The sequence below is a fragment of the Novosphingobium aromaticivorans DSM 12444 genome, from assembly GCF_000013325.1.
GTDB lineage: Bacteria > Pseudomonadota > Alphaproteobacteria > Sphingomonadales > Sphingomonadaceae > Novosphingobium > Novosphingobium aromaticivorans.
This window is the reverse complement of the sequence record NC_007794.1, coordinates 2,099,665-2,122,164: the sequence shown is the minus strand read 5'-3', so window position 1 is coordinate 2,122,164 and position 22,500 is coordinate 2,099,665. Positions and strand designations below refer to the sequence as shown.

Below are 22,500 nucleotides of genomic sequence, written 5' to 3'. Positions count from 1 at the left end.
CGGCTATCCATATCTCATTTTCGACAGGATTGATCCGCCCTATGTTCGGCTCCATCGCCAAGGCTCTCTTCGGTTCTTCCAACGACCGCTACGTCAAGTCGCTCGACAAGATCGTCCGCCAGATCGCCGCCTTCGAACCTCACGTCCAGGCGCTGTCGGACGAGGAACTGGCGGCGCAGACCCCGAAGTTCCGCCAGATGCTGGCCGAGGGCAAGACGCTGGACGACATCCTGCCAGAAGCCTTCGCGACGGTGCGCGAGGCGTCGGTGCGCGCCCTCGGCATGCGCCACTTCGACGTGCAGATGATCGGCGGCATCGTGCTTCACCGCGGCGAGATCGCGGAAATGCGCACCGGCGAGGGCAAGACCCTTGTTGCGACGCTGGCGGTCTATCTCAACGCGCTGGAAGGCAAGGGCGTCCATGTCGTCACGGTGAACGACTATCTGGCCCGCCGCGACGCCGAGACGATGGGCGTGCTCTACAATTTCCTCGGCCTGACCGTCGGCGTGATCGTGCCCAACCTCAACGAGGAACAGCGGCGCGAGGCCTACAACGCGGACATCACCTACGCGACCAACAACGAGCTGGGCTTCGACTACCTGCGCGACAACATGAAGCACGAGCGGGGCCAGATGGTGCACCGCCCGTTCAACTTCGCCATCGTCGACGAGGTGGACTCGATCCTGATCGACGAGGCGCGCACCCCGCTGATCATCTCGGGTCCGACCGACGACAAGAGCGACCTCTACATCTCGGTCGACGCCGTGGTGAAGCAGATCGCCCCGGACCTTTACGAGGCGGACGAGAAGACCAAGAACATCACGCTGACCGAAGACGGCGTCGAATGGGTAGAGCGCGCGTTCGAGGACGCCGGGCTGCTCGTCGGCTCGAACCTCTATGACGTCGAGAACACGATGGTGGTCCATCACCTCGACCAGGCGCTGAAGGCCAATGTCATGTTCAAGCGTGACATCGACTACATCGTCAAGGACGGCAAGATCGTCATCATCGACGAGTTCACCGGCCGCATGATGGACGGCCGTCGCTGGTCCAACGGCCTGCACCAAGCGGTCGAGGCCAAGGAGGGCGTCAAGATCGAGCCCGAGAACCAGACGATGGCCTCGATCACGTTCCAGAACTACTTCCGCATGTACCCGAAGATCGCCGGCATGACCGGTACGGCGGCAACCGAGGCGCCCGAGTTCTTCGACATCTACAAGATGAACGTCGTCTCGATCCCGACGAACGTGCCGGTGCAGCGCATCGACGAGGAAGACGAGTTCTACAAGAACACGATGGACAAGTTCGGCGCCATCGCGAAGCTTATCCGCGAGCGTTACGAGAACGGGCAGCCGGTGCTGGTCGGCACGGTGTCGATCGAGAAGTCCGAGCTGCTTTCCGAATTCCTCCAGAAGGAAGGCGTGAAGCACAACGTGCTGAATGCCCGTTTCCACGAGATGGAAGCGCACATCGTGGCGCAGGCGGGCCGGCTTGGCGCGGTGACCATCGCGACCAACATGGCGGGTCGCGGCACCGACATCCAGCTCGGCGGCAACGTCGAGTTCCGCATCGAGGACGAACTGCGCGACGTGCCGGAAGGACCGGAGCGCGAGGCCGGCATTGCCCGCATCCGCGCCGAAGTGGCCGAGGAAAAGCAGAAGGTTCTGGCCGCGGGCGGGCTTTGCGTGATCGGCACCGAGCGCCACGAAAGTCGCCGTATCGACAATCAGCTCCGCGGCCGTTCGGGACGCCAGGGCGACCCCGGCATGAGCAAGTTCTACCTCTGCCTGGAGGACGACCTCCTGCGCATCTTCGGCCCGGACACGCTGTTCGCCCGCATGATGAACAGCAACCTTGCCGATGGCGAGGCAATCGGTTCGAAGTGGTTGTCGAAGGCGATCGAGACGGCGCAGAAGAAGGTCGAAGCCCGCAACTACGACATCCGCAAGCAGGTCGTCGAATACGACGACGTGATGAACGACCAGCGCAAGGTCATCTACGAGCAGCGTGCGGACATAATGGACGCAGAGGCCGTGGGCGACGTGGTCACCGACATGCGCCACGATACGGTGAACGCCATCGTCGGCGATGCCTGCCCGCCGGGCTCCTATCCGGAACAGTGGGACGTGGAGAGCCTGAAGGCGAGGGTCCGCGACGTTCTGGGGATCGAAATTCCCCTGGACGACTGGTTCCAGGAAGAAGCAATCGAGCCCGACACCATCGAGGAACGTATCCAGCAGCTGGCTGATGCCCATATGGATACGAAGATCACCGAGGTCGATGCGAGCGCGTGGCGAAGCCTCGAGAAGTCGATCCTGCTCGAACGGCTTGACCATCACTGGAAGGAGCACCTCGCGACGCTCGACGCGCTGCGCCAGGTGGTGTTCCTGCGGGCCTACGCGCAGAAGACGCCGATCAACGAGTACAAGCAGGAAGCGTTCGGCCTGTTCGAGAAGATGCTCGATGCGATCCGCGAGGACGTGACGCGCATCCTGATGACGAGCGAGATCCGCCTGCGTCCGGTGGAAGAGTTCCAGCTTCCGGAATTGCCGGACTTCCTTACCAGCCATATCGATCCGTTCACCGGCGAGAACGATGCTGCGCCGCTCGCTCCGGCACCGTCGATGTTCGGTGCGCTGCCGCCGCAGGCAGGCGGGGCGCTTTCAGGCGGTTTTCCCGATGGAGATCCGTTTGCCGGCCAGGGGATCAGCCGCAATGCGCCGTGTCCTTGCGGTTCGGGCCAGAAGTACAAGCATTGTCACGGCGTCGCCGCCTGACCGGTCTGCATCGTGAAATGAGAAGGCGGGGCGATTGCTCCGCCTTTTTCTTTCCGGTCAAGAATTTATGAACTGAATTTGTGTGACTTAGGGCGGGGCAGCTTTCCACTGGCGGGTTGCGCTGCTAGCGTTGAATGCAACAAGAACCATAAGACCGGGCCGCGTCGTTGAAGAATCCGACGGGGGCAGAAATCGATGAGTGCGAAGTGCGTGGGGAAGACCCTGCTGCGAGGGGCGGCGGGGATCGCTGGCGTTGTTCTCGCGGCGATCCCGCTTGCGGCGAGTGCGCAAAATCTTCCTGGGCAGCCGGGCACGGGCATTCCGTCACGCGATGAGCTCAAGGGCCTGACGGGGCAGGCTGCTGCGGCGCCGTCGCGCCTTTCGATAAAGGGCGGCATCGAGCGCTCCCCCTGTCCGCTCGACGATCCGCAGTACGCAGACATTCGCGTCACGCTGAACAACGTCACCTTCGCCGGTCTCAAGGAGATCGATCCGGCCGAGCTTGCCGAGACCTGGAAGCCGCTGGTGGGGACGTCGCAGCCGATTGCGGTGCTGTGCGAGATCCGCGATGCGGCAGGCACGATGCTGCGCAACAAGGGATACCTTGCCGCAGTGCAGGTCCCGACGCAGAAGATCGACAACGGCGAAGTGCGGATGGAGGTCATCTATGCGCGCATCACTACCGTACGGGCACGTGGCGAGACCCGGGGCGCGGAGCGAAAGCTCGAGCAGTATCTCTCGGCGCTGACCGGGGACGAGGTGTTCAACCAGCGGCGGGCGGAACGATACCTCCTGCTGGCGCGTGACCTGCCGGGCTACAACGTCCAGCTCACGCTCAAGCCTGCAGGGACCGGCGCCGGCGATCTGGTCGGCGAGATCAGCGTCCTGCGCGAGCCTTATGCCGTCGACCTTACCTTGCAGAACCTGTCTTCAGAAGCGACCGGCCGGTTCGGCGGGCAGATTCGCGCGCAGTTCTTTGGCCTCACGGGCATGGGCGATGCGACGACCCTGTCCTATTACGCCACTTCGGATTTCAGCGAACAGCACATCCTGCAGGGGGCGCACGAGTTTCGTCCGGGCAAGGAAGGGCTGATCGTTGGGGGCCAGCTTACCTACGCCTGGACCAAGCCTGACGTGCCGGGGCTTCCTGCCAATGTCAGCATCGACGCGCGCACCCTCTATGCCAGCCTCTATGCCCGTTTCCCGCTGCAGCGCTCGCTTGCGCGAAACGTCTGGCTAAGCGGCGGGCTGGACCTGGTGAACCAGGACGTGGACCTCATCGGACCGCTCACTCGCGACAAGGTGCGCGTGGGGTGGGCGCGGCTTGACGTCGATGCCGTGGATACCGGACATGCCGCGCCGCAATGGCGCATCGGGTCTTCGTTCGAAGTGCGGCAGGGGCTGGACATCCTCGATGCGACGCGCGGTTGCATTGGCGCCGCCTGCGCAACACAGACGCCGACCAGCAGGTTCGACGGATCACCGGCCGCGACGGTGCTGCGCTGGCAGGGCGAGTACGAACGTGCCTTCGGCAGGTTCTCGGTGCTTGTGGCGCCGCGTGCGCAATATGCGTTCAAGCCACTGCTCAGCTTCGAGGAATTTTCGGCCGGCAACTATACCGTCGGCAGGGGTTATGATCCGGGCGACCTGATCGGTGACAGTGCCGTTGGGACGAGCGTGGAAGTGCGCGGCCCCCGGCTTCCGATAGGCGAGAGCCGCGACATCCGCATCCAGCCTTTCGTGTTCGGCGATTCCGCATGGGTCTGGAACAAGGACGTGCCGGGATCGGAACGGCTGACGTCATTGGGCGGAGGCCTGCGCGGCGATATCGGCGCCCGCTTCAGGATCGAGGCGACGCTGGCCGTCCCGCTGGAGAAGGTGGCGCTTCAGGTCCGCCGTTCCGACCCGCGATTCCTGGTGACCCTTACCACGCGGCTGCTGCCGTGGAGGACCTTCTGATGCGCACGATCCTTCCTGCGAACCGCAAGCAACTTCTTTCGGCATCCGGGCTGGCACTGGCGACCGCACTTGCGGCATGGGCGCCGGTGGCGCAGGCGCAGTCGTTCCAGGGTAGCGTGACTTCGACGTTCGGGACCGTCAGCATCGGCACCACCGCGACGACGACCGACATCACGATCTCGAGCCCCACCGCGGTCATCAACTGGACGCCGAATGATACGGCGTCGACGGGCGGGCCAATCGACTTCCAGCCGGTCGGCACGACGGCAACCTTCATCAATGATTCGGCGTCGACCAGCGATTTCACGGTGCTCAATCGCATCGTGCCGAGCGGATCGACGAGGCCGATCCAGTTCAACGGGTCGGTCGTTTCGCGCTTGCAGAGCGCGGCGGGCGGGCAGGCGCCGGGCGGCACGGTTTTCTTCTATAGCCCCGGCGGGCTGCTGATCGGCAGCTCTGCGGTTTTCGATGTGGGCAATCTCGTTCTGACGACGTCGGACCTGCCTTATGACGCCGCGGGCAACTTCCAGACCGGGGGCGCATATGTCTTCCAGCAGGCGACCGTTGCGGGTTCGCAGGTCGTGGTGCAGCCCGGCGCGCAGATCAACGCGAGCACGGACGGATCGTATGTCGCGCTGGTGGCGCCAGTCGTTTCCAACGGGGGCACCATCACCGTCAACGGTTCCGCTGCGCTGGTTGCGGCCGACGCGGCGACGATCACATTCTCGCCAAGCGGTCTCTTCGACATCACGGTCGATTCCGGTACGAGCGGGACCGGGACGCCGATCTCGAACAACGGCACGATAACTGGCCCTGCCGCTTCGACGTTCTTCCACCGCATCTACATGGTCGCGGTGCCCAAGAACGATGCGATCACCATGGCCATCGGTGCCGGCAGTTCGCTGGGCTTCGACATCGCCGGCGCGGCTGACGTGGTCGGCAATTCCATCGTGCTTTCGGCGGGCGGCAACGTGCTGGGCGGGAGCGCGCAGACGGGCCCTGCGGCGGGCGGCGGCACCGGGCTGGTCTCGATCAACGGGGCTGACGCCGATTTCACTTCGTCGCTTGAAGCACGGGCAACCGGATCGGTGCAGCTCGGGTCGGCGTCTAGCCAGGGGCTGGACTTCGCGTCGAGCGTCTTCGTGCAGGCAGGGGGAGCGTCCTCGATCTACGCGGCGGCGGGCGGATCGGTCACGATCGGCGGAAATCTGTCTTTCGGCGCGGATGCCTCGGCCAGCACCGGAACCGCGACGGCGGGGTCCGTCGGGCTCGACGCTTTCGATGGCGGGCAGATCAATGTCGCCGGGAGCGTCTTCCTCAGCGCCAACGCCTATGGTGCGCCGGCATTCGGCGTTGGCGAGACTTCGGGCGACGCCGTGGCGGGGTCGACAAGGGTTCTTGCGCAGAACGGCGGCCAGATCACCATCTCCGGCGACCTGCAGCTCGTTGCCTCGGGCTATGGTGGATCGCCCCAGGTCGGCGGGGCTGCCGGCGGCGCGGGCTACGGCGGCAACGCGCTGGTCCAGTCCTTCGGAACTGGCGGGGCGGCGATCAACGTGCTGGGCTCGGTCGACATCGAGGCGGCAGGCTTTGGCGGCAACGGTACGGGCTGCGTGACCTGCCTGACCGATGGCGGACTGGCGGACGCGGGCTCGCTGGTCTTCGTTGCGGACGGCACGAACCAGATCAGCGTCGGAGGGGCCACGGCCATTCGCCTGCAGGCGATCGGCGGCAGCGGAATTGCCGGCCCCGGCGGTTCGGCAATCGGCGGGCAGGTAGACATGTCGGCGCACAACGGCGCGCAGATCAGCCTTGGGCAGATCACCGTCGATGCCGGGGGCAACGGCGGCGGCAGTATCGTTCAGGCGGGTGAAGGTCGCGGCGGCAGCATCGCGATTGCCGCGTTCGACGCGGGCTCATCGCTTGCCATCGCGGGGAACGCGAGCCTTCTGGCGCAGGGTTTTGGCGGGCAGGGCAACGAGGTAGGGGCCATCGGCGGCGATGGCGTCGGCGGCAGCATCAACTTCGAGGCGCAGTCCGGATCGCAGGCGAGCGTGAACGGCGTTCTCGAGGCCAATGCCATCGGATCGGGCGGTGGCGGTTATGCCGGGAGCCTTGCAGGGACCGGCGGGTCCGTCGTGCTGCGCGCCAGTGGCGGCGGCCTGCTGTCGGTCACGTCGAACGCGGTGCTCATCGGACAGGGCCAGGGCGGCGTGGCCTTCGGATCGGCAGTGGGTGGTCTCGGCACCGGCGGTTCGACGCTGCTTTCGGCGGAAAGCGGCGCGATCCAGTTGGGTGGCGATATCCTGATGACATCCAACGGGATCGGCGGATCTCAGGCCGAAAGCGGTGCCGGGGGAGCGGGTGCTGGCGGCGACACGCGCTGGCGCACCATCGGGACAGGCCAGATCACCGTAGCGGGCGGCGCGACAGTCACCGCGAACGGCATTGGCGGATCGGCGGGGCTTTCGGTTGGACTGGCCGGCGGAAGCGGTACGGGCGGGGCGGCCTATCTCGACATGGCAGGTGGCCAGTCGACGGTCGGCGGCAATTTCGAACTCAGCGCGGAGGGTTCGGGCGGGACCGGTGGCACCACCAGCGGGCAGGGCACCGGTGGAAGCGTCGTAGTCACGATAGCCGATGCCACGCTTGGGATCACGGGTTCATCCCGGTTCAGCGCGTCCGGTGTCGGCGGGGCGGGAAGCACTGGCGTTGCCGCGGGCCTTGGACAGGGCGGGACCCTGTCGTTTACGGCAGGCAACAGCACGGTGGTCCTGGCGCAAAGCGGCGACGCCATCCTCGAGGCCAGCGGCAAAGGGGGACAAGGCGGGACCGGTGGTGACGGTTTCGGCGGGTTGCTCTCCGTCAACGCCAACGCTGCCTCCATTTCCGCCGTCTCGGGGCTGTCGGTAAATGCCGAGGGCTATGGCGGCTTTGCCTCTGATCTGGGTAATGGCGGTTCCGGCAGGGGCGGCGCGGTCGTTCTGGCGGCAAACGGCGATGCGCGCGGGTTGAGCGACATCTCCGCATCGTCACTCTATGTCAGCGCCTCCGGGCGCGGCGGTGACGGTTCCGGCGGCGGCCTTTCGGGGGAAACTGGTGGCAGTGGCGGTGCGGGGCAAGGTGGCTCGGTCGCCTTGAACGCGGCTGCCGATGGCGGCACGATTTCCGCCGGCTTCCTTTCGGTCCAGGCAGCGGCGTCGGGCGGATTCGGCGGGATAGGCGGGTCCAGCACGAGCGCCGGGGGACAGGGCGGTAATGGCGGCTCTGCAATCGGCGGAACGGTTGCGTTCAACACCAACAAGGGCGCGGGAACCGGCACTGGCGGGTACATCGTCGGCCAGGCGACCGTGGACGCGAGTGCGGCTGGCGGCATCGGCGCCGACGGCGGCACCGGGTTTGCCCAGGGGCCTGGCGGCAATGGCGGGGCGGCCACGGGCGGCGCGATCACCTTCGCTTTGGATCAGGGCGGAAGCAGCCTTCAGGCCGATGGCGGGCTGGACCTGCGCAGCGATGCGTGGGGCGGCAATGCCGGAAACTGCGCAATCGGCTGCCTTGCGGCGGGCGGCGCGGCAGTGGCTGGATCGATTGCCGTCGGTTCCAATGGCCTTAGCACCGGAAACCTCATCTCTGCTGGTGGATTGGTGAGTCTTTCGGCGCAGGCGAGCGGCGGCGGCTCCTATGGCGTGTCGGGCGGGAACGCGACGGGCGGCTTCGTGCAGGTAAAGCTCGACAGCGGGCTGGCATTCGAAGCCGGCGGTGTGACGCTCACGGTGTCGGCACGAGGAGGCGACGAGTTCACCAATGTGATCGGAGGCGCGGGCCAGGGCGGCACTGCGGAGTTCATAGCTTCTGGCACCAGCACCGCGAACATTTTCGATACCATCAACATCACCGCCGATGGCACTGGCGGCAACGGGCGCGACATTGGTGCCAGCGGAGGCGCCGGGCTTGGCGGCACCAGCAGGCTCTATAGCGATGGTGGCGCGATTACGGTGACCGGCGGCGCGGTTGTCCACGCCGGCGGTTTTGGGGGCGATGGCAATCAGAACAGCAACTCCGGTGCGGGTGGAAACGGTACCGGCGGCGGGGCATTCCTGACGGTCGGAACACCGACCGCTCTTGGTAACGGAGGCAGCATATCCATTGCCGGGCAGACATATGTCACGGCTTCGGGCGAGGGCGGCGATGCCTGGGCGGCCGGCACCGGTACGGGTGGATTCGTCGGCGTTTCCGCGCGCGATGGCACGCTGGGGCTGGATACGCTGTTCGCGACGGCATCGGCGTTTGGCGGCTATGGGCTTTCGGGCGGGGCTGGCGGCAGTGCGACCGGGGGCGAGATCCAGATCTTCGCCAATAGTGCCGTGGAGGGCGCAAGCCTGGTCACCATCAATTCGCTTAATGCTGATGCGTCGGCTTTCGGCGGCTTCGGTAGCGATGCGGCGATTCCAGGTGACATCGGCGGAGCTGGCGGTGCGGCCCAAGGCGGCTCGATCCAGATTTTCGGTACGGCGGGCAATGGCCGGATGGAGGTCGGATCGGTCACCGGCTACGCCTCGGCATCGGGCGGGGGCGGTGGCCTTGGTGGCGACGGCGGAGATGGCGGCGCAGCAATCGGCGGGCTGCTGCAGCTTGGTATCGCCAGCGGCTTCGATACTGGAACGATCAATACCGGATCTGCCCTTTACGGGTCGATCAACCTCACGGCCGGAGCTTCCGGCGGCAACGGCGGTGCTGGAGGGCAAGGCAGCGCCACCAGCGGTAGCGGCGGTGCAGGCGGTGCGGCGCAGGGCGGCGGCGTGACCGTGTTGGTGCGTGGCGCTTCCATGACCGTTACCGGCGCCACCACCAATGCCTTCGTCAACGCCATCGGCGGCAATGGCGGCTCGGGCCCCGTGGTTGGCGCAGGCGGCGATGCCACGATCGGCAGCGCCGGTGCGACGAACCAGGTATCCGGCGCATCGCTGACCGTGACCAACCGTTTCAACCAGCCTGCGCAGACCGGCAGCCTTACGGCAGGTGACCTCAATTTCAGCGCGCTTGCAGTTGGCGGAACGGGCTCGACAGCGGGTATCGCGTCGATTGCTGGCGATGCTGTCGACCTGGACATGGTCAGCGGCACGCTGAATGCGGCCAGCCTCTCGCTGAGTGCATCGGCTGACAGTGTCGCCGCCGGTGCGCCTGCGGACTTCATTTCGCTTCTGAACAGCACCGCCAACATCAGTGGGGCGCTTTTCTTCGAGACGCCCAACGCATTTTCGCTGACGCTCGACCAGTCGTTCCTGACGGCTGACAACGTTGTGATCGGGGCCGGCAACTGGGTGCTGGGAGCCAGCGCGCCGACGAACACCGGCTTGCTGACGGGAACGAACGGGATCAGCCTTTCGTCCGGCCAGGATATCGTCGCCTACGCCAACCTGAACACGCTGGCCGGCTTGTCCATCCTGGCGCCCGGACGCATCGACCTGGGGGCGCTGACGGCCGGCGGGTTCATCGACCTCACGGCGGGCGGCTCCATCACGATCGGCGATGCCAGCGCAGGTGAATCCATCGACCTCGATGCAATTGCCGCCATCGCGACCGGCAACCTGGTGGCGCAGACCTCGATCACCGCGCGTTCGCAGGGCAGCATCTCGACGGGCAACCTGAGCGCAGGCACCGGTACGCCAACGGGTGCGAACGGCGACCTCAATACAATCGCTCTCACGGCCGGTGGCAACGTCACCGTGGGGGCGGTCAATGCGGCCTCCGACATCGGCATCTCGGCGGGCGGGACGATCAGCACCGGTGCTCTTCAGGGGTACGACATGCTCGTGCTGGGCGGCAGCAACATCACGCTTGCGAGCCTCAACGCCGTCAACCGCGTGCTGATTGCGGACGTTTCAATGACGGCGCTCGGCCAGACTGCCACGGTATTCGACAAGGAACTTGTCTTTGCCGCACCTGCCGTCGCCACCAATGGCGCGATAGGTATCAACGGGACCTCGACCGCGAACACGATCCGTGGGGCCACGAACGGCACGGTAACGACAGCCGCCATTTCGGCTCCCGGCTCCATCGGTTTCACCAGCGGCGGAAATGCGACTTTCGCCAACCTTTCGAGCGGCGGCAGAATCGAACTGTTGTCGAGCGGGACGCTGAACCTGGCATCCGCAAACACCGGGTCCGACGTAACGGCGAGCGGTGCGTTGGGCTTGACCGTCGGCACGATCTTCGCGCGCGACGTTGCGCTGCTTTCGGGCGGCAACATTGCGGTCCAGCAGGTGCTCGGCGGACTGGTGATTGACCCGGTGACCAACGCGGTGACCAACGCCACCGGGCGCATCATCCTTGCCAACTCCTCGATGCTGGCCTCCACGGCAACGCCGGGCGCGATCGACTACAATGCGTTGTTTGCAGCGGCACCGGTCGCCAACGGCGGTACCACGACAGTCAACACCGCTGTCGGCGGAAGCGTTCTCAGTGCTTCAACCGGTGCAATGTCGGGCCGGAGCCTCGTGGGCTTTGGTTCGGTTGACGTGACCTCGGGCGGACTTGTGACAGTCCAGGAGCAGTGGGGCGGCAACTCGATTACAATTCGCTCCGCCGATATTTCGATCATCGACAACGGGACCGCCACCTCGCCGACCGGCGGGCAGATTCTTTCGGGTCTCAAGACGCTGGAATCCGGCTCGGTGGATCTCATATCGACCGCTAACTCGCCAGCATTGATCGGCGACGGGCTGTTCGGCAGTGGCTATGCGCTTGGCAACACTGAAATCGGCTTGATATCCACGGGCCGCCTGCTTGTCGCGGCGACCGACGTTGCCGGCAATGCGACCGACATGCTCATCGGCAATCTCAGCGTGACGGCCGGGGGAACCGCCGGGAACAGCATTGCGACCGGCACCGCCGGCCGGATCATCTTTGCGACGGGCGACTTGCAGACGCAGATTCCCGGCGGAGCCATTCGCATCACCGGAACGATTAGCGGAACGGGCTTTGCCGCGACCAACGCGCTCGAGTTCGACACCGGACGTTTCGAACTCGACGCTGCTACGGGAGGAATTTCGCTGGTGTCGTCGGGCACGACGCTTGGCGGAGTGGTCGAGGTCAACGCGGCCAACATACACGTTGCCTCGGGGGCGATCCTCGACCGTCTTGCTGCCGACCCGTTCTATGCCGGCCATGCCAACGACCTCAACGCGCCTGCGGCCGTTCAGCGGCCTGCAGGCGTCCTGCGGGCGCTGGGGCTCGAGCTTTCCCCGACAGGCACGTTGTACATCCAGAATACAGGCACGACGGTCGATCCGGCCGGGTTCTTCTCCGACTTCGATCTTACCGACGTCATCGCGCCGGCCAATGCCACGCCGGGCAGCATTTCGGTCATCGTGAACGGTCGGTTCCAGACCGCCAACGGCGTTGTTTCCGGGGTGGCGGCGCACGATCTCGTGCTTGCCAACGCAACGGGCCTCGCGGCATTCACCGCGGACAGCCAGATCAACGGGTGCCTCTTCTCTGTCAGCACCTGCGCCGTTGCACCCCCGCCGCCTTCTCCCGATCCGGCACCGGCGATTTCCAGCCAGATCGAGATGATCTCGACGGGTACGCTGGGAGACACACCTGGGTTCGACGAGACGCCCGGTGCACCCGGGAGCGATGACGAGCAATCCGACGCGCCCGGGCAGCAGGAGGAGGAGGGAAGCGGCGACGATGCCGCGAGCCCGATCGCCCCGCCGCCGCAGATCATCAACAGCCAGTCGCTCGATCCCCAATCGCAGATCGAGCAGCCCGTTGCGGGCAGCGGCAATCCGTCCCTGATCGGGTCCGTGGTCAACGAAAACAGCGCCGAAGGAGAAGGCCAGTGAGCCCGCGCCGGATGCTTTCCGCGAAGAACAGTCGTCTTGGGGGCCACTTCGCGAAGACGACCCTTTCGATCGCCGCACTTGCTTGTGCCATGCCGGCAGTCGCCGGAGGAACCGGCCAGCCGCTGTCGGTGCGCAATTCCTTCCGCATAGGATCGTCGGGCGTGACCTGCACCGCGCAGAACGCTCCTCTCGACAAGCGGCTTGGTGGCATCTTCGACCGTGGCTATCGGCTGAGTTGTCGCGATGCCGCAGGCGCTGTGGGCACGCTGATCGCAGTGCGGCGCGAGGTGTTGCCTGGGAGCGAGCCGACCGGGCTTTCCGGCGTTACGCTTGCTTGCGGGGCGGACGGGTTTGTCGCGATCGATGCGGTCGGCCGTGTGAATGCCGCCAATTGCCGGGATCAGGACGCCAACGTCGAATACAAGCGCTATGCCGTCACCCGGCGCGGCGTGACCTATTTCGTCGAGGGGCTTGCCGGGTACGATCCAGCCCTGCGCCTTGCGCTGGCGAGCGTCGTGAACGACGCACCCGTGCCGGGTGAAATACGTGTCGCAACGACCGAAGTAAGCGACCCGGCCGCCTTCGCCCGGGTACAGGCCGGTCAGCTCGACCGCCTTGGCGCCCGCGACGAAGGGTATCTGCGCAACAACGGAGGCCGCTACGCGGAGTCGGCGGAGTTCTTTGAGGCTCTGGCGTCGAGGGACCGTGCCAGTGGCGGGGCGGGCCTTGCCGAAGCCCTTGCCAACCAAGGTCTCCAGCAGTCCAACCTCGGAAACTTCGCCGCGGCCGAACGCCTGTTTGGGCAGGCCGCTGCCGCGCCGGGCGGCAGGGATGGCGTGACGCAGCGACTCGTCCGCAACTACCGCGCGATCAACCAACTCAACCAGCGCAAGCCTGTGGCCGCGATCAACGCCCTGGCCGAACCCGTAGCGGCGGTGAGCGTCTCTTTCGACCGCGACAGCCTGGTGCTGGGGCTGATCAACATGCCCTTGGCGGAGCAGATCAACCGGGAGAGTTCGGCGCTCAAGCGCTTGGGCGCAGTCGACCCCGGATTGACCGAGACCGAGCGTGCCGAAATTCTCGATGCGCAGGCGGATTCCCTGCGCGCGACCGCAGCGCGGTTGCAGGGCAAGTACGACGTTGCGGTGACCGGCTTCGAGATCGCAGGCCGACGCCTGGATGCAGTTCGCGGCGGGCGCGTGGCTTCCGCTGGATGGTTGCGCTCCGAAATCCAGATTGAACTTGCTCTGTTGGCAGAGGCACAGGGCCGCAACGCCGATGCAGCAACCGCGTTTGACCGCGCCATCGCCATCATCGATAGCGCCTTCCCACAATCGCCCGCACTGCTTTCGGCGCAGGCGCGCAAGGCTGCGTGGCTGGGCCGCTCGGGCGACGAGGCGGGCGCGCTGGCGCTTTATGCCCATGTCGTGGATCAAAGCCTTGCCGTGCCGGATGCCGGTACCACCCTGCGCGATCTGCTGGGCCCCTATTTCGGCTTGCTCGCGAAGCGGAACGGTGCCGGTAATGCGAGCGCGATGTTCGCCGCCTCGCAAGTCCTCCAGCGTCCGGGTGTTGCCCAGACCCAGGCGGTTCTGGCGCGCCAGATGTCGGAGGGCAACGACGAGGCCGCGGCCCTGTTCCGTCTGTCGCTTGCCAGAAGCCGCGATATCGCGCGCACCGAGGCAATGGTCGAGCAGCTTTCCGCCTTGACCGGACTGACCGAGCAGCAGGCTGCATCACTCAAGGCGGCACAGGACAACCTGGCATCGCTCAAGCGTGACCAGACGGCGCTGGTGAGCAAGCTTGCAGCCTATCCTCGCTACAACGTCCTGGCGCCGAAGGGCGTGGAACTTGCCGAACTGCAATCCGCGCTCAAGCCGGGCGAAGCGTACTACAAGATGATGGTGGTCGGCGGACGGGTCTATGGACTGTTCGTCACGTCAGGGAGCGGCGAGGCGCGGACGTTCGATACCGGGATCGATCCGGCGACCTTGTCTCGCAATGTCCAGGCGATCCGCGATACGATCGTCAAGGTGGAGAACGGCCAGCAGGTCAATTATCCTTTCGACCTCGACAAGTCGCGCGCCCTCTACAAGACGCTGTTCGGTGCGGTGGAAGACCTTCTGCCCCAGACCCGCCACCTGGTGTTTGAACCGGACGGCGCGATGCTGCAGCTTCCTCCCACAGTGCTGGTGTCGGGAGACAAGGGCATCGAGGCCTACAAGGCCCGGATGGAAAGCCCCGATGGCGATCCGTTCGACTTCACCGGGGTCGAGTGGCTTGGACGCGGCCGGGAAGTTTCCATCGCCGTCAGTCCGCGCGGATTCCTCGACATCCGCAAGCTGGCCGCATCGACCGCGCCGCGCAACTACCTTGGTCTGGGGCACAATGCGAAGCCGGCCGCGCGCCCGGTTACCGCAGTCGCGGATGAGTGCGACTGGCCGCTTGCGACGTGGCAGAATCCGATCTCTGCCGACGAGCTGTACTATGCCCAGAAGAAGCTTGGTGCGGGAGGCAGCGCGGTCAAGACCGACGCCGCGTTCAGTGACAGCGCCTTGCTGGCGGAGAGTGACCTCGACCAGTATCGCGTTCTGCACTTTGCCACGCATGGACTGGTCACTGCGCCGCGCGCCGACTGTCCTGCGCGCCCTGCGCTGGTGACCAGCTTTGGCGACATGGGCTCCGATGGCCTCCTGAGCTTCCGCGAGATCTTCGACCTGAAGCTCAACGCGGACCTCGTAATCCTCTCCGCGTGCGACACGGCCGGTATGGCGACTGTGGCGGCAAGCCGGGAGGCCGGCGTGACCTCGGGCGGGAACTACGCCCTCGATGGCCTCGTCCGTGCGTTCGTGGGGGCTGGTGCGCGTTCGGTCATTGCCAGCCACTGGCCGGTGCCCGACGACTTCGACGCGACCAAGCGCCTCATCGGCGGCGTCATCGAAGCGAAACCGGGACAGGATCTTGCCGATGCCCTGTCGGGCGCACAGACCCGGCTGATGGACGACCCCAACACATCGCATCCGTTCTACTGGGCAGCGTTCATAATCCTCGGCGACGGGGCGAAGCCGCTGGTGTCGGGGAAGGCTGCGATGTCCGCTCCTGATCCGGTCCGGTAACCCGCCATTGCGACAGGCCTATGTAGGAACACGCAGCCCGCCGGAACCTTGCCTGGCGGGCTGAATGTGTTGGACTGGCGACCGTCCTTCGACCGTGAACCGGAAGGAAGCGGAGACGGTAGATGTGGCTTGATCGCGATGGATATTGCCATGAGCCGGCGGCCGAGGCGTTGCGCTGCAAGCCCCAGATCATCGCCAGTTACCGCCGTGGCATCCTGCGGGCGAAAGTCCGGGTCCACGAGCTTTCCCGCCACGTGGCCTGTATTGACTGTCTGGAGACCCCGCTGGCGGGAGCGCAGGTCTGGCTGACCTTTCCCGGCCTTGAGGCGCGGGGCGCGATCGTCGAGCAATGCGAGCGCTTCCGGGCCCGCCTGCGCTTTTCCGATCCCCTCCACCCGGCCGTGCTGGACGCACTGCTCGGCGGTCGGATCCGCAGCTTTCACTAGTTTGCCTGATCTCCCAGGGGGAGCGTTTCACCGCCCACGTCCTGCGTGACCGCCAGGCACTCCAGCGCGTCGTTCAGATGTATTCCGACAACATGTAGGCCGAGGCGATCTGCCATTTCGAGCGCGCTCCTGACCGCGTCGTGAAGGGAGCTGACGTGATCTTCGCGGGTCATCTGCCTGTATCGCGTCATCGCCAATTCAACCCGGTCTTTCCTGCCGCGTCCCGAAGCGTCGAACCCTTGCGGTTCCGCAAAGGCGGCAGCGGCAATCGCGAATTGCCAATCGTTGCAAATCCAGGCCGCGGCGTCACGCTCGGTGAATTACAGGGCGGAGGTTGCGCGGGCCGAGGATTGTTCCGGTTGCCTGTGACGTGCAGTCGGTTGGTCTACGCAGCTTGCGTTGCCCAAACTTCGCGCGCGCGGCGCAAAAACTTGGGATGCAGCTACCCAAGGCGCTGATTCTTTTGCCAAGTCTGAAGAAAAATGGCTCCCTGAGTAGGATTCGAACCTACGGCCGCTCGATTAACAGTCGAGAGCTCTACCGCTGAGCTATCAGGGAGCAGCCCCGGTTGCCCGGGGCAGGAGCGCGCTAATAACAGGCGTTTCCGGTTTGGCAAGCACCTGCTTTCAAAAATTTTCAAACCATGAACTGTTCGGCGAAGATGCGGTCCTCCAGACTCTGCCCACGGTCGAACATCAGGGTCAGGCGATGCTCCGGCCAAGCCTTCACGCGCACTTCGCTTACGTCGCGGACTTCCTTCTGGTCGGCCACCACGAGGACCGGCCGCTTGACCGATTCGAGTGCCTTGAACACGATCTCGTACGTCTCGGGAAGGATTGCGCCGCGCCAGCGGCGCGGTCGGAAGGGGCTGATCGGGGTCAGTGCCAGCATGTTGGACGAGAGCGGCAGGATAGGGCCGTTCGCCGACAGGTTGTAGGCTGTGGAGCCTGCCGGGGTCGCGACAAGCACGCCGTCGCAGGCGAGTTCCGGCATCCGCACCTTGCCGTTCACGCTGACTTCCAGTTTCGCGGTCTGGCGCGTTTCGCGAAGGATCGAGACTTCGTTGATTGCGCAAAACGACTGGATTTCGCCGGTGTTGGTCGTCGCCGTCATGCGCAGTGGCGAAACGGCAATCCTCGTCGCCTTGGCGAGCCGTTCCTCGATCGACCTGGCCGACCGGTACTTGTTCATCAGGAAGCCGACGGTGCCGAGGTTCAGGCCGAAGGCCGGCACGATGTGATCGATGTCGATCATGGTGTGCAAGGTCTGGAGCATGAACCCGTCGCCACCGATCACCACGGCGGCATCGGCTTCCTCCAGCGGGACCCAGTCGCGGCCCTTGCGCAGGGCCTCGCAGGCATCCTGCGCCCGATCCGTAGGCGATGCCAGAAGGGCAAGGCGCGCAAATTCCGGCATTGTCATCGGCCCCCGGTAAATTCCTACAGAGGCAGATATGGAGCGCCACGCCATGACGCAATGCACAAAAGCACAACTGGCGAGAGCCGGACGCATTAGCGGAACGCTTTGGCAAGTTTCGGATGGTATCGCGCAGGCATGGACAGCGCCATCCCGCCAGACGCGATCGACGACGAATCCCGCGACACTTTGACGGGCCTTGCAGGCATCGCCTCCGCGAGCGACTGGCTGGATCGGAACGGGGCCAAAGGCTTCGTTCACGCCATGCTGTTGGGCCTGCACCGGTTCCGGTCGGTGAACCTGGCTTACGGGCAGTCGGCGGGAGACATCGCGCTGGTCGAGCTGGCCCAACGCATTCGGATCTTTGCCGACGAGGAGATTGGTGGCGATACTTTGGTCGCGCGCGTCGGTGGCGGCGATTTCCTTGTTGCAAGCGCCGGCAAGGTCAGCCGGGAGCGGTGGCAGTGGCTTGCCGAAGCCCTGGCGCGGCGCGTGTCGCGAGTGCTGCCGCTTCGGGGAGAGGAGCTACAACTGGCGCCTCGCATTGCGCTGCTCCGAGGGCAGCCCGGGGAGGGTGGCCCGGCGTTGCTCGATCGGCTGGACCAGGCGCTTACGACCCTTCAGCAGCAGCCGGCGCGCCGCCTTCAGTGGGCCGATGGGTCGCATCTTGCGCGGGGGAGGAGCGCCGCGCGACTGGAAGCCGACATGATCGGGGCAATGGCAAGGGACGAAATCGGCATCGTCTTCCAGCCGCAGTACGCGGTGGCCGGAGGGGATATCGTGGGGGTGGAGGCGCTGGCCCGTTGGGATCATCCGCAGCTGGGAAGGATAGGCGCCGAAACGCTGTTCGCCTTGGCCGAGCGTGGAGACCACGTGGCGCAGGTTTCGCGGCACATTGCCGGTCGCGCGATGTGGCAGGCCGTAGAATGGAAACCCGTTATTCCACTTTCACTGAACATCACGGCTGAGGATCTCGGGGACGACCGCCTTGTCGAGGATTGCCGCTTGCTGCTGGCACAGACGGGTTATCCTCCTTCGAGCCTGACTGTCGAGGTTACCGAACATGCCCTGATCGCCGACTTCGAACGTTCCGCCGCCGCACTCGAGCAGCTTGCCCGGCTAGGCGTGAGGATCGCGCTCGACGATTTCGGCGCCGGCTATGCCAACTTCCGTACGCTCAAGGCCCTCCCGGTGAACACCTTGAAGCTCGACGCATCCCTGGTCAGGGACATCGACCGCGACCCGCGCGACCGGGCGATCCTGCGGGCCATCGTGGCAATGGCGCGTGCGCTGGGCCAGAAGGTTGTCGTCGAGGGTATCGAACGGGAAAGCCAGCTACAGGTGCTTGCAGCGGAAGGATGTGACGCCTTCCAGGGGTTCTTGCGGTCAGGCCCGATCCCCGCCGATCAGATTGCCGCACTCTCCCGCTAGGCCGCTTTCCTGGCACGACGGGCGATCGCCGAGAGGCCCTTGGTGAGCTGCACGAGGCCGTTGAGCCGTCCCTCCGCCGTTCCCCATGCACGCTGGATGACGAGCTTGTTGTCCGGGCGCAGCTTGGCGACGCCGTTCAGGCGCTCGACATAGCCGATGAGGCCGACCGGGTCGGGGAAGGTGTCCTTGTGGAAGCTGACCAGCGCGCCCTTGGGGCCCACGTCGATCTTGGCGATGTTTGCCGCGATGGCCTGGCGCTTTACTTCGATCAGGCGCAGCAGGTTCTGCGTGGGCGCGGGCAGGGGGCCGAAGCGGTCGATCATCTCGGCGGCCAATGCCTCGACCGCATCCGGTCCGTCGGCGTCGTTCATGCGGCGGTAGAGCGCCATGCGCACGGCGAGGTCGGGAACGTAGTCCTCGGGGATCATGATAGGGGCGTCGAGGGTAATTTGCGGGCTCAAGGCCTCGCGCTCGCGGGCAAGGCCGATGTCGCCTGCCTTGGCGGCGAGGATCGCGTCCTCGAGCATCGACTGGTAGAGTTCGAAGCCGACTTCCTTGATATGGCCCGACTGCTCGTCGCCCAGCAGGTTGCCGGCGCCGCGAATGTCGAGATCATGGCTGGCGAGCTGGAAGCCGGCGCCGAGGCTGTCGAGGTCGCCGAGCACCTTGAGGCGCTTTTCCGCGACTTCGGACAGGGCCATGTCCTCGGGCACGGTAAGATAGGCGTAGGCGCGGATTTTGCCGCGACCGACGCGCCCGCGAAGCTGGTAGAGCTGGGCGAGCCCGAAGCGGTCGGCGCGGTGGATGACGATGGTGTTGGCCGAAGGAATGTCGATGCCGCTTTCCACGATGGTGGTGGACAGCAGCACTTCGTACTTTTTCTCGTAGAAAGCGCCCATGCGGTCCTCGACTTCGGTCGGGCTCATCTGGCCGTGCGCGGTGACGAAGCGAACTTCGGGGACATTGAGCCGGAGCCATTCCTCGAGTTCCGGCATGTCGGCAATGCGCGGCACGACGATGAAACTCTGCCCGCCGCGCTGGTGTTCGCGCAGGAGGGCTTCGCGCATGACCATGTCGTCCCACGGCATGACGTAGGTGCGCGTGGCGAGGCGATCGACCGGCGGGGTCTGGATCGTCGAAAGCTCGCGTAGCCCGGACATCGCCATCTGCAGCGTGCGCGGAATCGGAGTGGCTGTGAGAGTCAGGACGTGGACGTCCGCCTTCAGTTCCTTGAGCTTCTCCTTGTGGGTCACGCCAAAGCGCTGTTCCTCGTCCACGATGACAAGGCCCAGGCGCTTGAACTCGACCGACTTCGACAGCAGCGCGTGTGTGCCGATGACGATATCGACTCGCCCATCTGCAAGCCCGGCCCTCGTTTCGCTGGCTTCCTTGGCCGGCACGAGGCGTGAGAGGCGGCCGATCTGGAGGGGGAAGCCGTTGAAACGTTCGACGAAGTTCGCGTAGTGCTGCCGCGCGAGCAGGGTAGTTGGCGCAACCACGGCCACCTGAACGCCTTGCATCGCCGCGACAAACGCAGCGCGGAGGGCAACCTCGGTCTTGCCGAAGCCGACATCGCCGCAGACCAGACGATCCATCGGCTTGCCCTCGGCCATGTCTCCGAGGACGTCGTCGATGGCGCGCTCCTGGTCTTCCGTTTCGTCCCAGGGGAAGCGGTCGATGAAGGGGCCGTAGCTGGCGGGGTCGACCGGCAGGACCAGACCCTGTCGAAGGGCGCGATGCGCGGCCGTTGCCATGAGCTGGCCGGCCATCTCGAGGATGCGCTCGCGCATGCGCGCCTTGCGGCGCTGCCATGCCTCGCCGCCGAGCTTGTCGAGCGACACGCCCTCGGCGTCCGAGCCGTAGCGAGAGAGTACGTCGAGATTCTCGACGGGGATGTAGAGCTTGTCGCCACCGGCGTATTCGAGCTGGACGCAGTCATGGGGAGAAGCGCCGACGGCGACGGCTTCCAGCCCGATGTAGCGCCCGATGCCGTGATCCATGTGGACCACCAGATCGCCCGGGGTAAGCGCGGAAAGCTCGGCCAGGAAGGCATCGGCGTCCTTGCGCTTCCTTTTCCTGCGGACGAGGCGGTCGCCCAGGATGTCCTGCTCGGTAAGCAGTTCGAGGTCGTCGTTGGCGAAGCCCTGTTCGAGCGGCAGGACGATGGCGACCGGCTTGCCCGATGCGGCAAGGCCCAGTGCCTGCTGCCAGTTCTCTGCTATCTGAGGCGTGAACTTGCCTGCCTCGGCCAGAAGCGAGGCAAGGCGCGAACGCGACCCCGAGGTATAAGCGGCAATGATCGGCTTCTTGCCGCGCGTGCCGAGCGCCGAGATGTATTTGGCGGCTGCTTCGTAGATGTTCCCGCCGCCACTTCCCGCCGCCGCGCGTTCGGGGGTGAAATCGTGACTGGACGCAAAGCCGAAATCGATGACGTGCTTCGATTCCGGCTCGGCAAAGATCGTGGTGCGGTGGACGGGCCAGCCCGCCAGGGCGCGATCCAGTTCGTCACGCGTAAGGTACAGGGCGCTTTCCGAGAGCGGGCGATAGCTCCCCGGCGCCTTGGACGACGAATCCAGACGCGACTGATGATAGTCCGCGATGTCCGCGATGCGCTGCTCGGCCGCCTTGATCGCGGTCGTGTCGATCAGGACGAGATCGTTCTCGCCAAGGTGATCGAAGAGCGTGACGACCCTGTCCTCGAACAGCGGCAGCCAGTGTTCCATTCCGGCAAGGCGGCGGCCATCGCTGATTGCCTGATACAGCGGGTCGCCAGTGGCGTTCGCGCCGAACATTTCGCGATAGCGACTGCGGAAGCGCTTGATGCTGTCTTCATCGAGCAGGGCTTCGCTTGCCGGGAGCAGAAGATGCGTTTCTACCGGCTGCACCGAGCGTTGGGTGTTCGGATCGAACAGGCGCAGGGTTTCCAGTTCGTCTCCGAAGAAGTCGAGCCTGAGGCCGTGGTCGAGGCCTGACGGAAAGATGTCGAAGACCGAACCGCGCACTGCGTATTCGCCCGCATCGACGACGGTGTCAGTGCGCGAATAGCCCTGTCGCTGGAGGAGAGCGATCAGGCTTTCCCGGCCGATTTCGGTGCCGGGCGTGAGCAGGCGTGTGGATTCGCGGATGCGGAAGGGCGTGAGTACGCGCTGGAGCGCGGCATTGATCGTCGTGACGAGAAGCTGGGGGCCGGAACGCGTGTGCTGCAGCTTCTGCAATGCGGCCAGACGGCGGGCGCTGACGGAAAGCGCCGGCGAAGCGCGGTCGAACGGCAGGCAGTCCCATGCCGGAAAGTCTATGACGTCGAGGTCCGGGGCGAAGTATGCCGCGCTGTCGACAATGGCGCGCATGGCGGCCTCGTCGGGCGCGATGAATACGGTGCGGCCGCGCGCAGCGCGAGCAAGGTCGGCGAGCACGAGCGGCTGCGCGCCGCGTGCTACGGACGACAGGGTTAGCGGCGACTTGGCCGACAGGATGCGGTCGAGATCGGACATGACAGGCAGGCTAACGC

At 65.4% G+C, this 22,500-nt stretch carries 9 protein-coding genes and 1 tRNA gene; 6 read left to right on the top strand and 4 right to left on the bottom strand.

Annotated elements, in window-relative coordinates:
* Positions 1-41: 41 nt before the first annotated feature.
* From secA to SARO_RS09985, 5 genes are all read left to right on the top strand, one after another.
* Positions 42-2,777: a preprotein translocase subunit SecA gene (gene secA, locus SARO_RS10005; RefSeq protein WP_011445639.1), complete on the top strand. Its 2,736-nt coding sequence runs from the start codon at positions 42-44 to the stop codon at positions 2,775-2,777.
* Positions 2,778-2,972: 195 nt separating this feature from the next.
* On the top strand, positions 2,973-4,736 hold the full coding sequence (locus tag SARO_RS10000) for a ShlB/FhaC/HecB family hemolysin secretion/activation protein (protein ID WP_011445638.1): 1,764 nt from the start codon (positions 2,973-2,975) through the stop codon (positions 4,734-4,736).
* Positions 4,736-12,583 carry a hypothetical protein gene (locus SARO_RS09995; protein ID WP_011445637.1) on the top strand — a complete coding sequence of 2,616 codons (7,848 nt, stop codon included), beginning with the start codon at positions 4,736-4,738 and terminating at the stop codon, positions 12,581-12,583. The genes SARO_RS10000 and SARO_RS09995 overlap by 1 nt, the downstream gene beginning before the upstream one ends.
* Positions 12,580-15,699, top strand: coding sequence for a CHAT domain-containing protein (locus SARO_RS09990; RefSeq protein WP_011445636.1), 3,120 nt, complete (start codon positions 12,580-12,582; stop codon positions 15,697-15,699). The genes SARO_RS09995 and SARO_RS09990 overlap by 4 nt, the downstream gene beginning before the upstream one ends.
* 122 nt (positions 15,700-15,821) lie before the next feature.
* Entirely contained in the window at positions 15,822-16,145 is a 324-nt protein-coding gene (locus SARO_RS09985; RefSeq protein ID WP_041550285.1) for a hypothetical protein, read from the top strand.
* Here the strand turns inward: SARO_RS09985 and SARO_RS21340 are convergent.
* From SARO_RS21340 to SARO_RS09970, 3 genes are all read right to left on the bottom strand, one after another.
* Positions 16,142-16,318 carry a hypothetical protein gene (locus SARO_RS21340; protein WP_011445634.1) on the bottom strand — a complete coding sequence of 59 codons (177 nt, stop codon included), beginning with the start codon at positions 16,316-16,318 and terminating at the stop codon, positions 16,142-16,144. The genes SARO_RS09985 and SARO_RS21340 overlap by 4 nt on opposite strands.
* A gap of 310 nt (positions 16,319-16,628) precedes the next feature.
* A tRNA-Asn gene (locus SARO_RS09975) sits at positions 16,629-16,703 on the bottom strand.
* A 78-nt stretch (positions 16,704-16,781) separates the two neighbouring features.
* Complete coding sequence (locus tag SARO_RS09970; protein ID WP_011445633.1) at positions 16,782-17,567, bottom strand: NAD kinase; 786 nt, start codon at positions 17,565-17,567, stop codon at positions 16,782-16,784.
* A 132-nt stretch (positions 17,568-17,699) separates the two neighbouring features.
* On the opposite strand from SARO_RS09970, the gene SARO_RS09965 reads away from it, so the two are divergent.
* Positions 17,700-18,992 (top strand): bifunctional diguanylate cyclase/phosphodiesterase, encoded by a 1,293-nt coding sequence (locus SARO_RS09965; protein ID WP_011445632.1) that lies wholly within the window; start codon positions 17,700-17,702, stop codon positions 18,990-18,992.
* Here the strand turns inward: SARO_RS09965 and mfd are convergent.
* Positions 18,989-22,483 (bottom strand): transcription-repair coupling factor, encoded by a 3,495-nt coding sequence (gene mfd, locus SARO_RS09960; RefSeq protein WP_011445631.1) that lies wholly within the window; start codon positions 22,481-22,483, stop codon positions 18,989-18,991. The genes SARO_RS09965 and mfd overlap by 4 nt on opposite strands.
* Between the last annotated feature and the right edge of the window lie 17 nt (positions 22,484-22,500).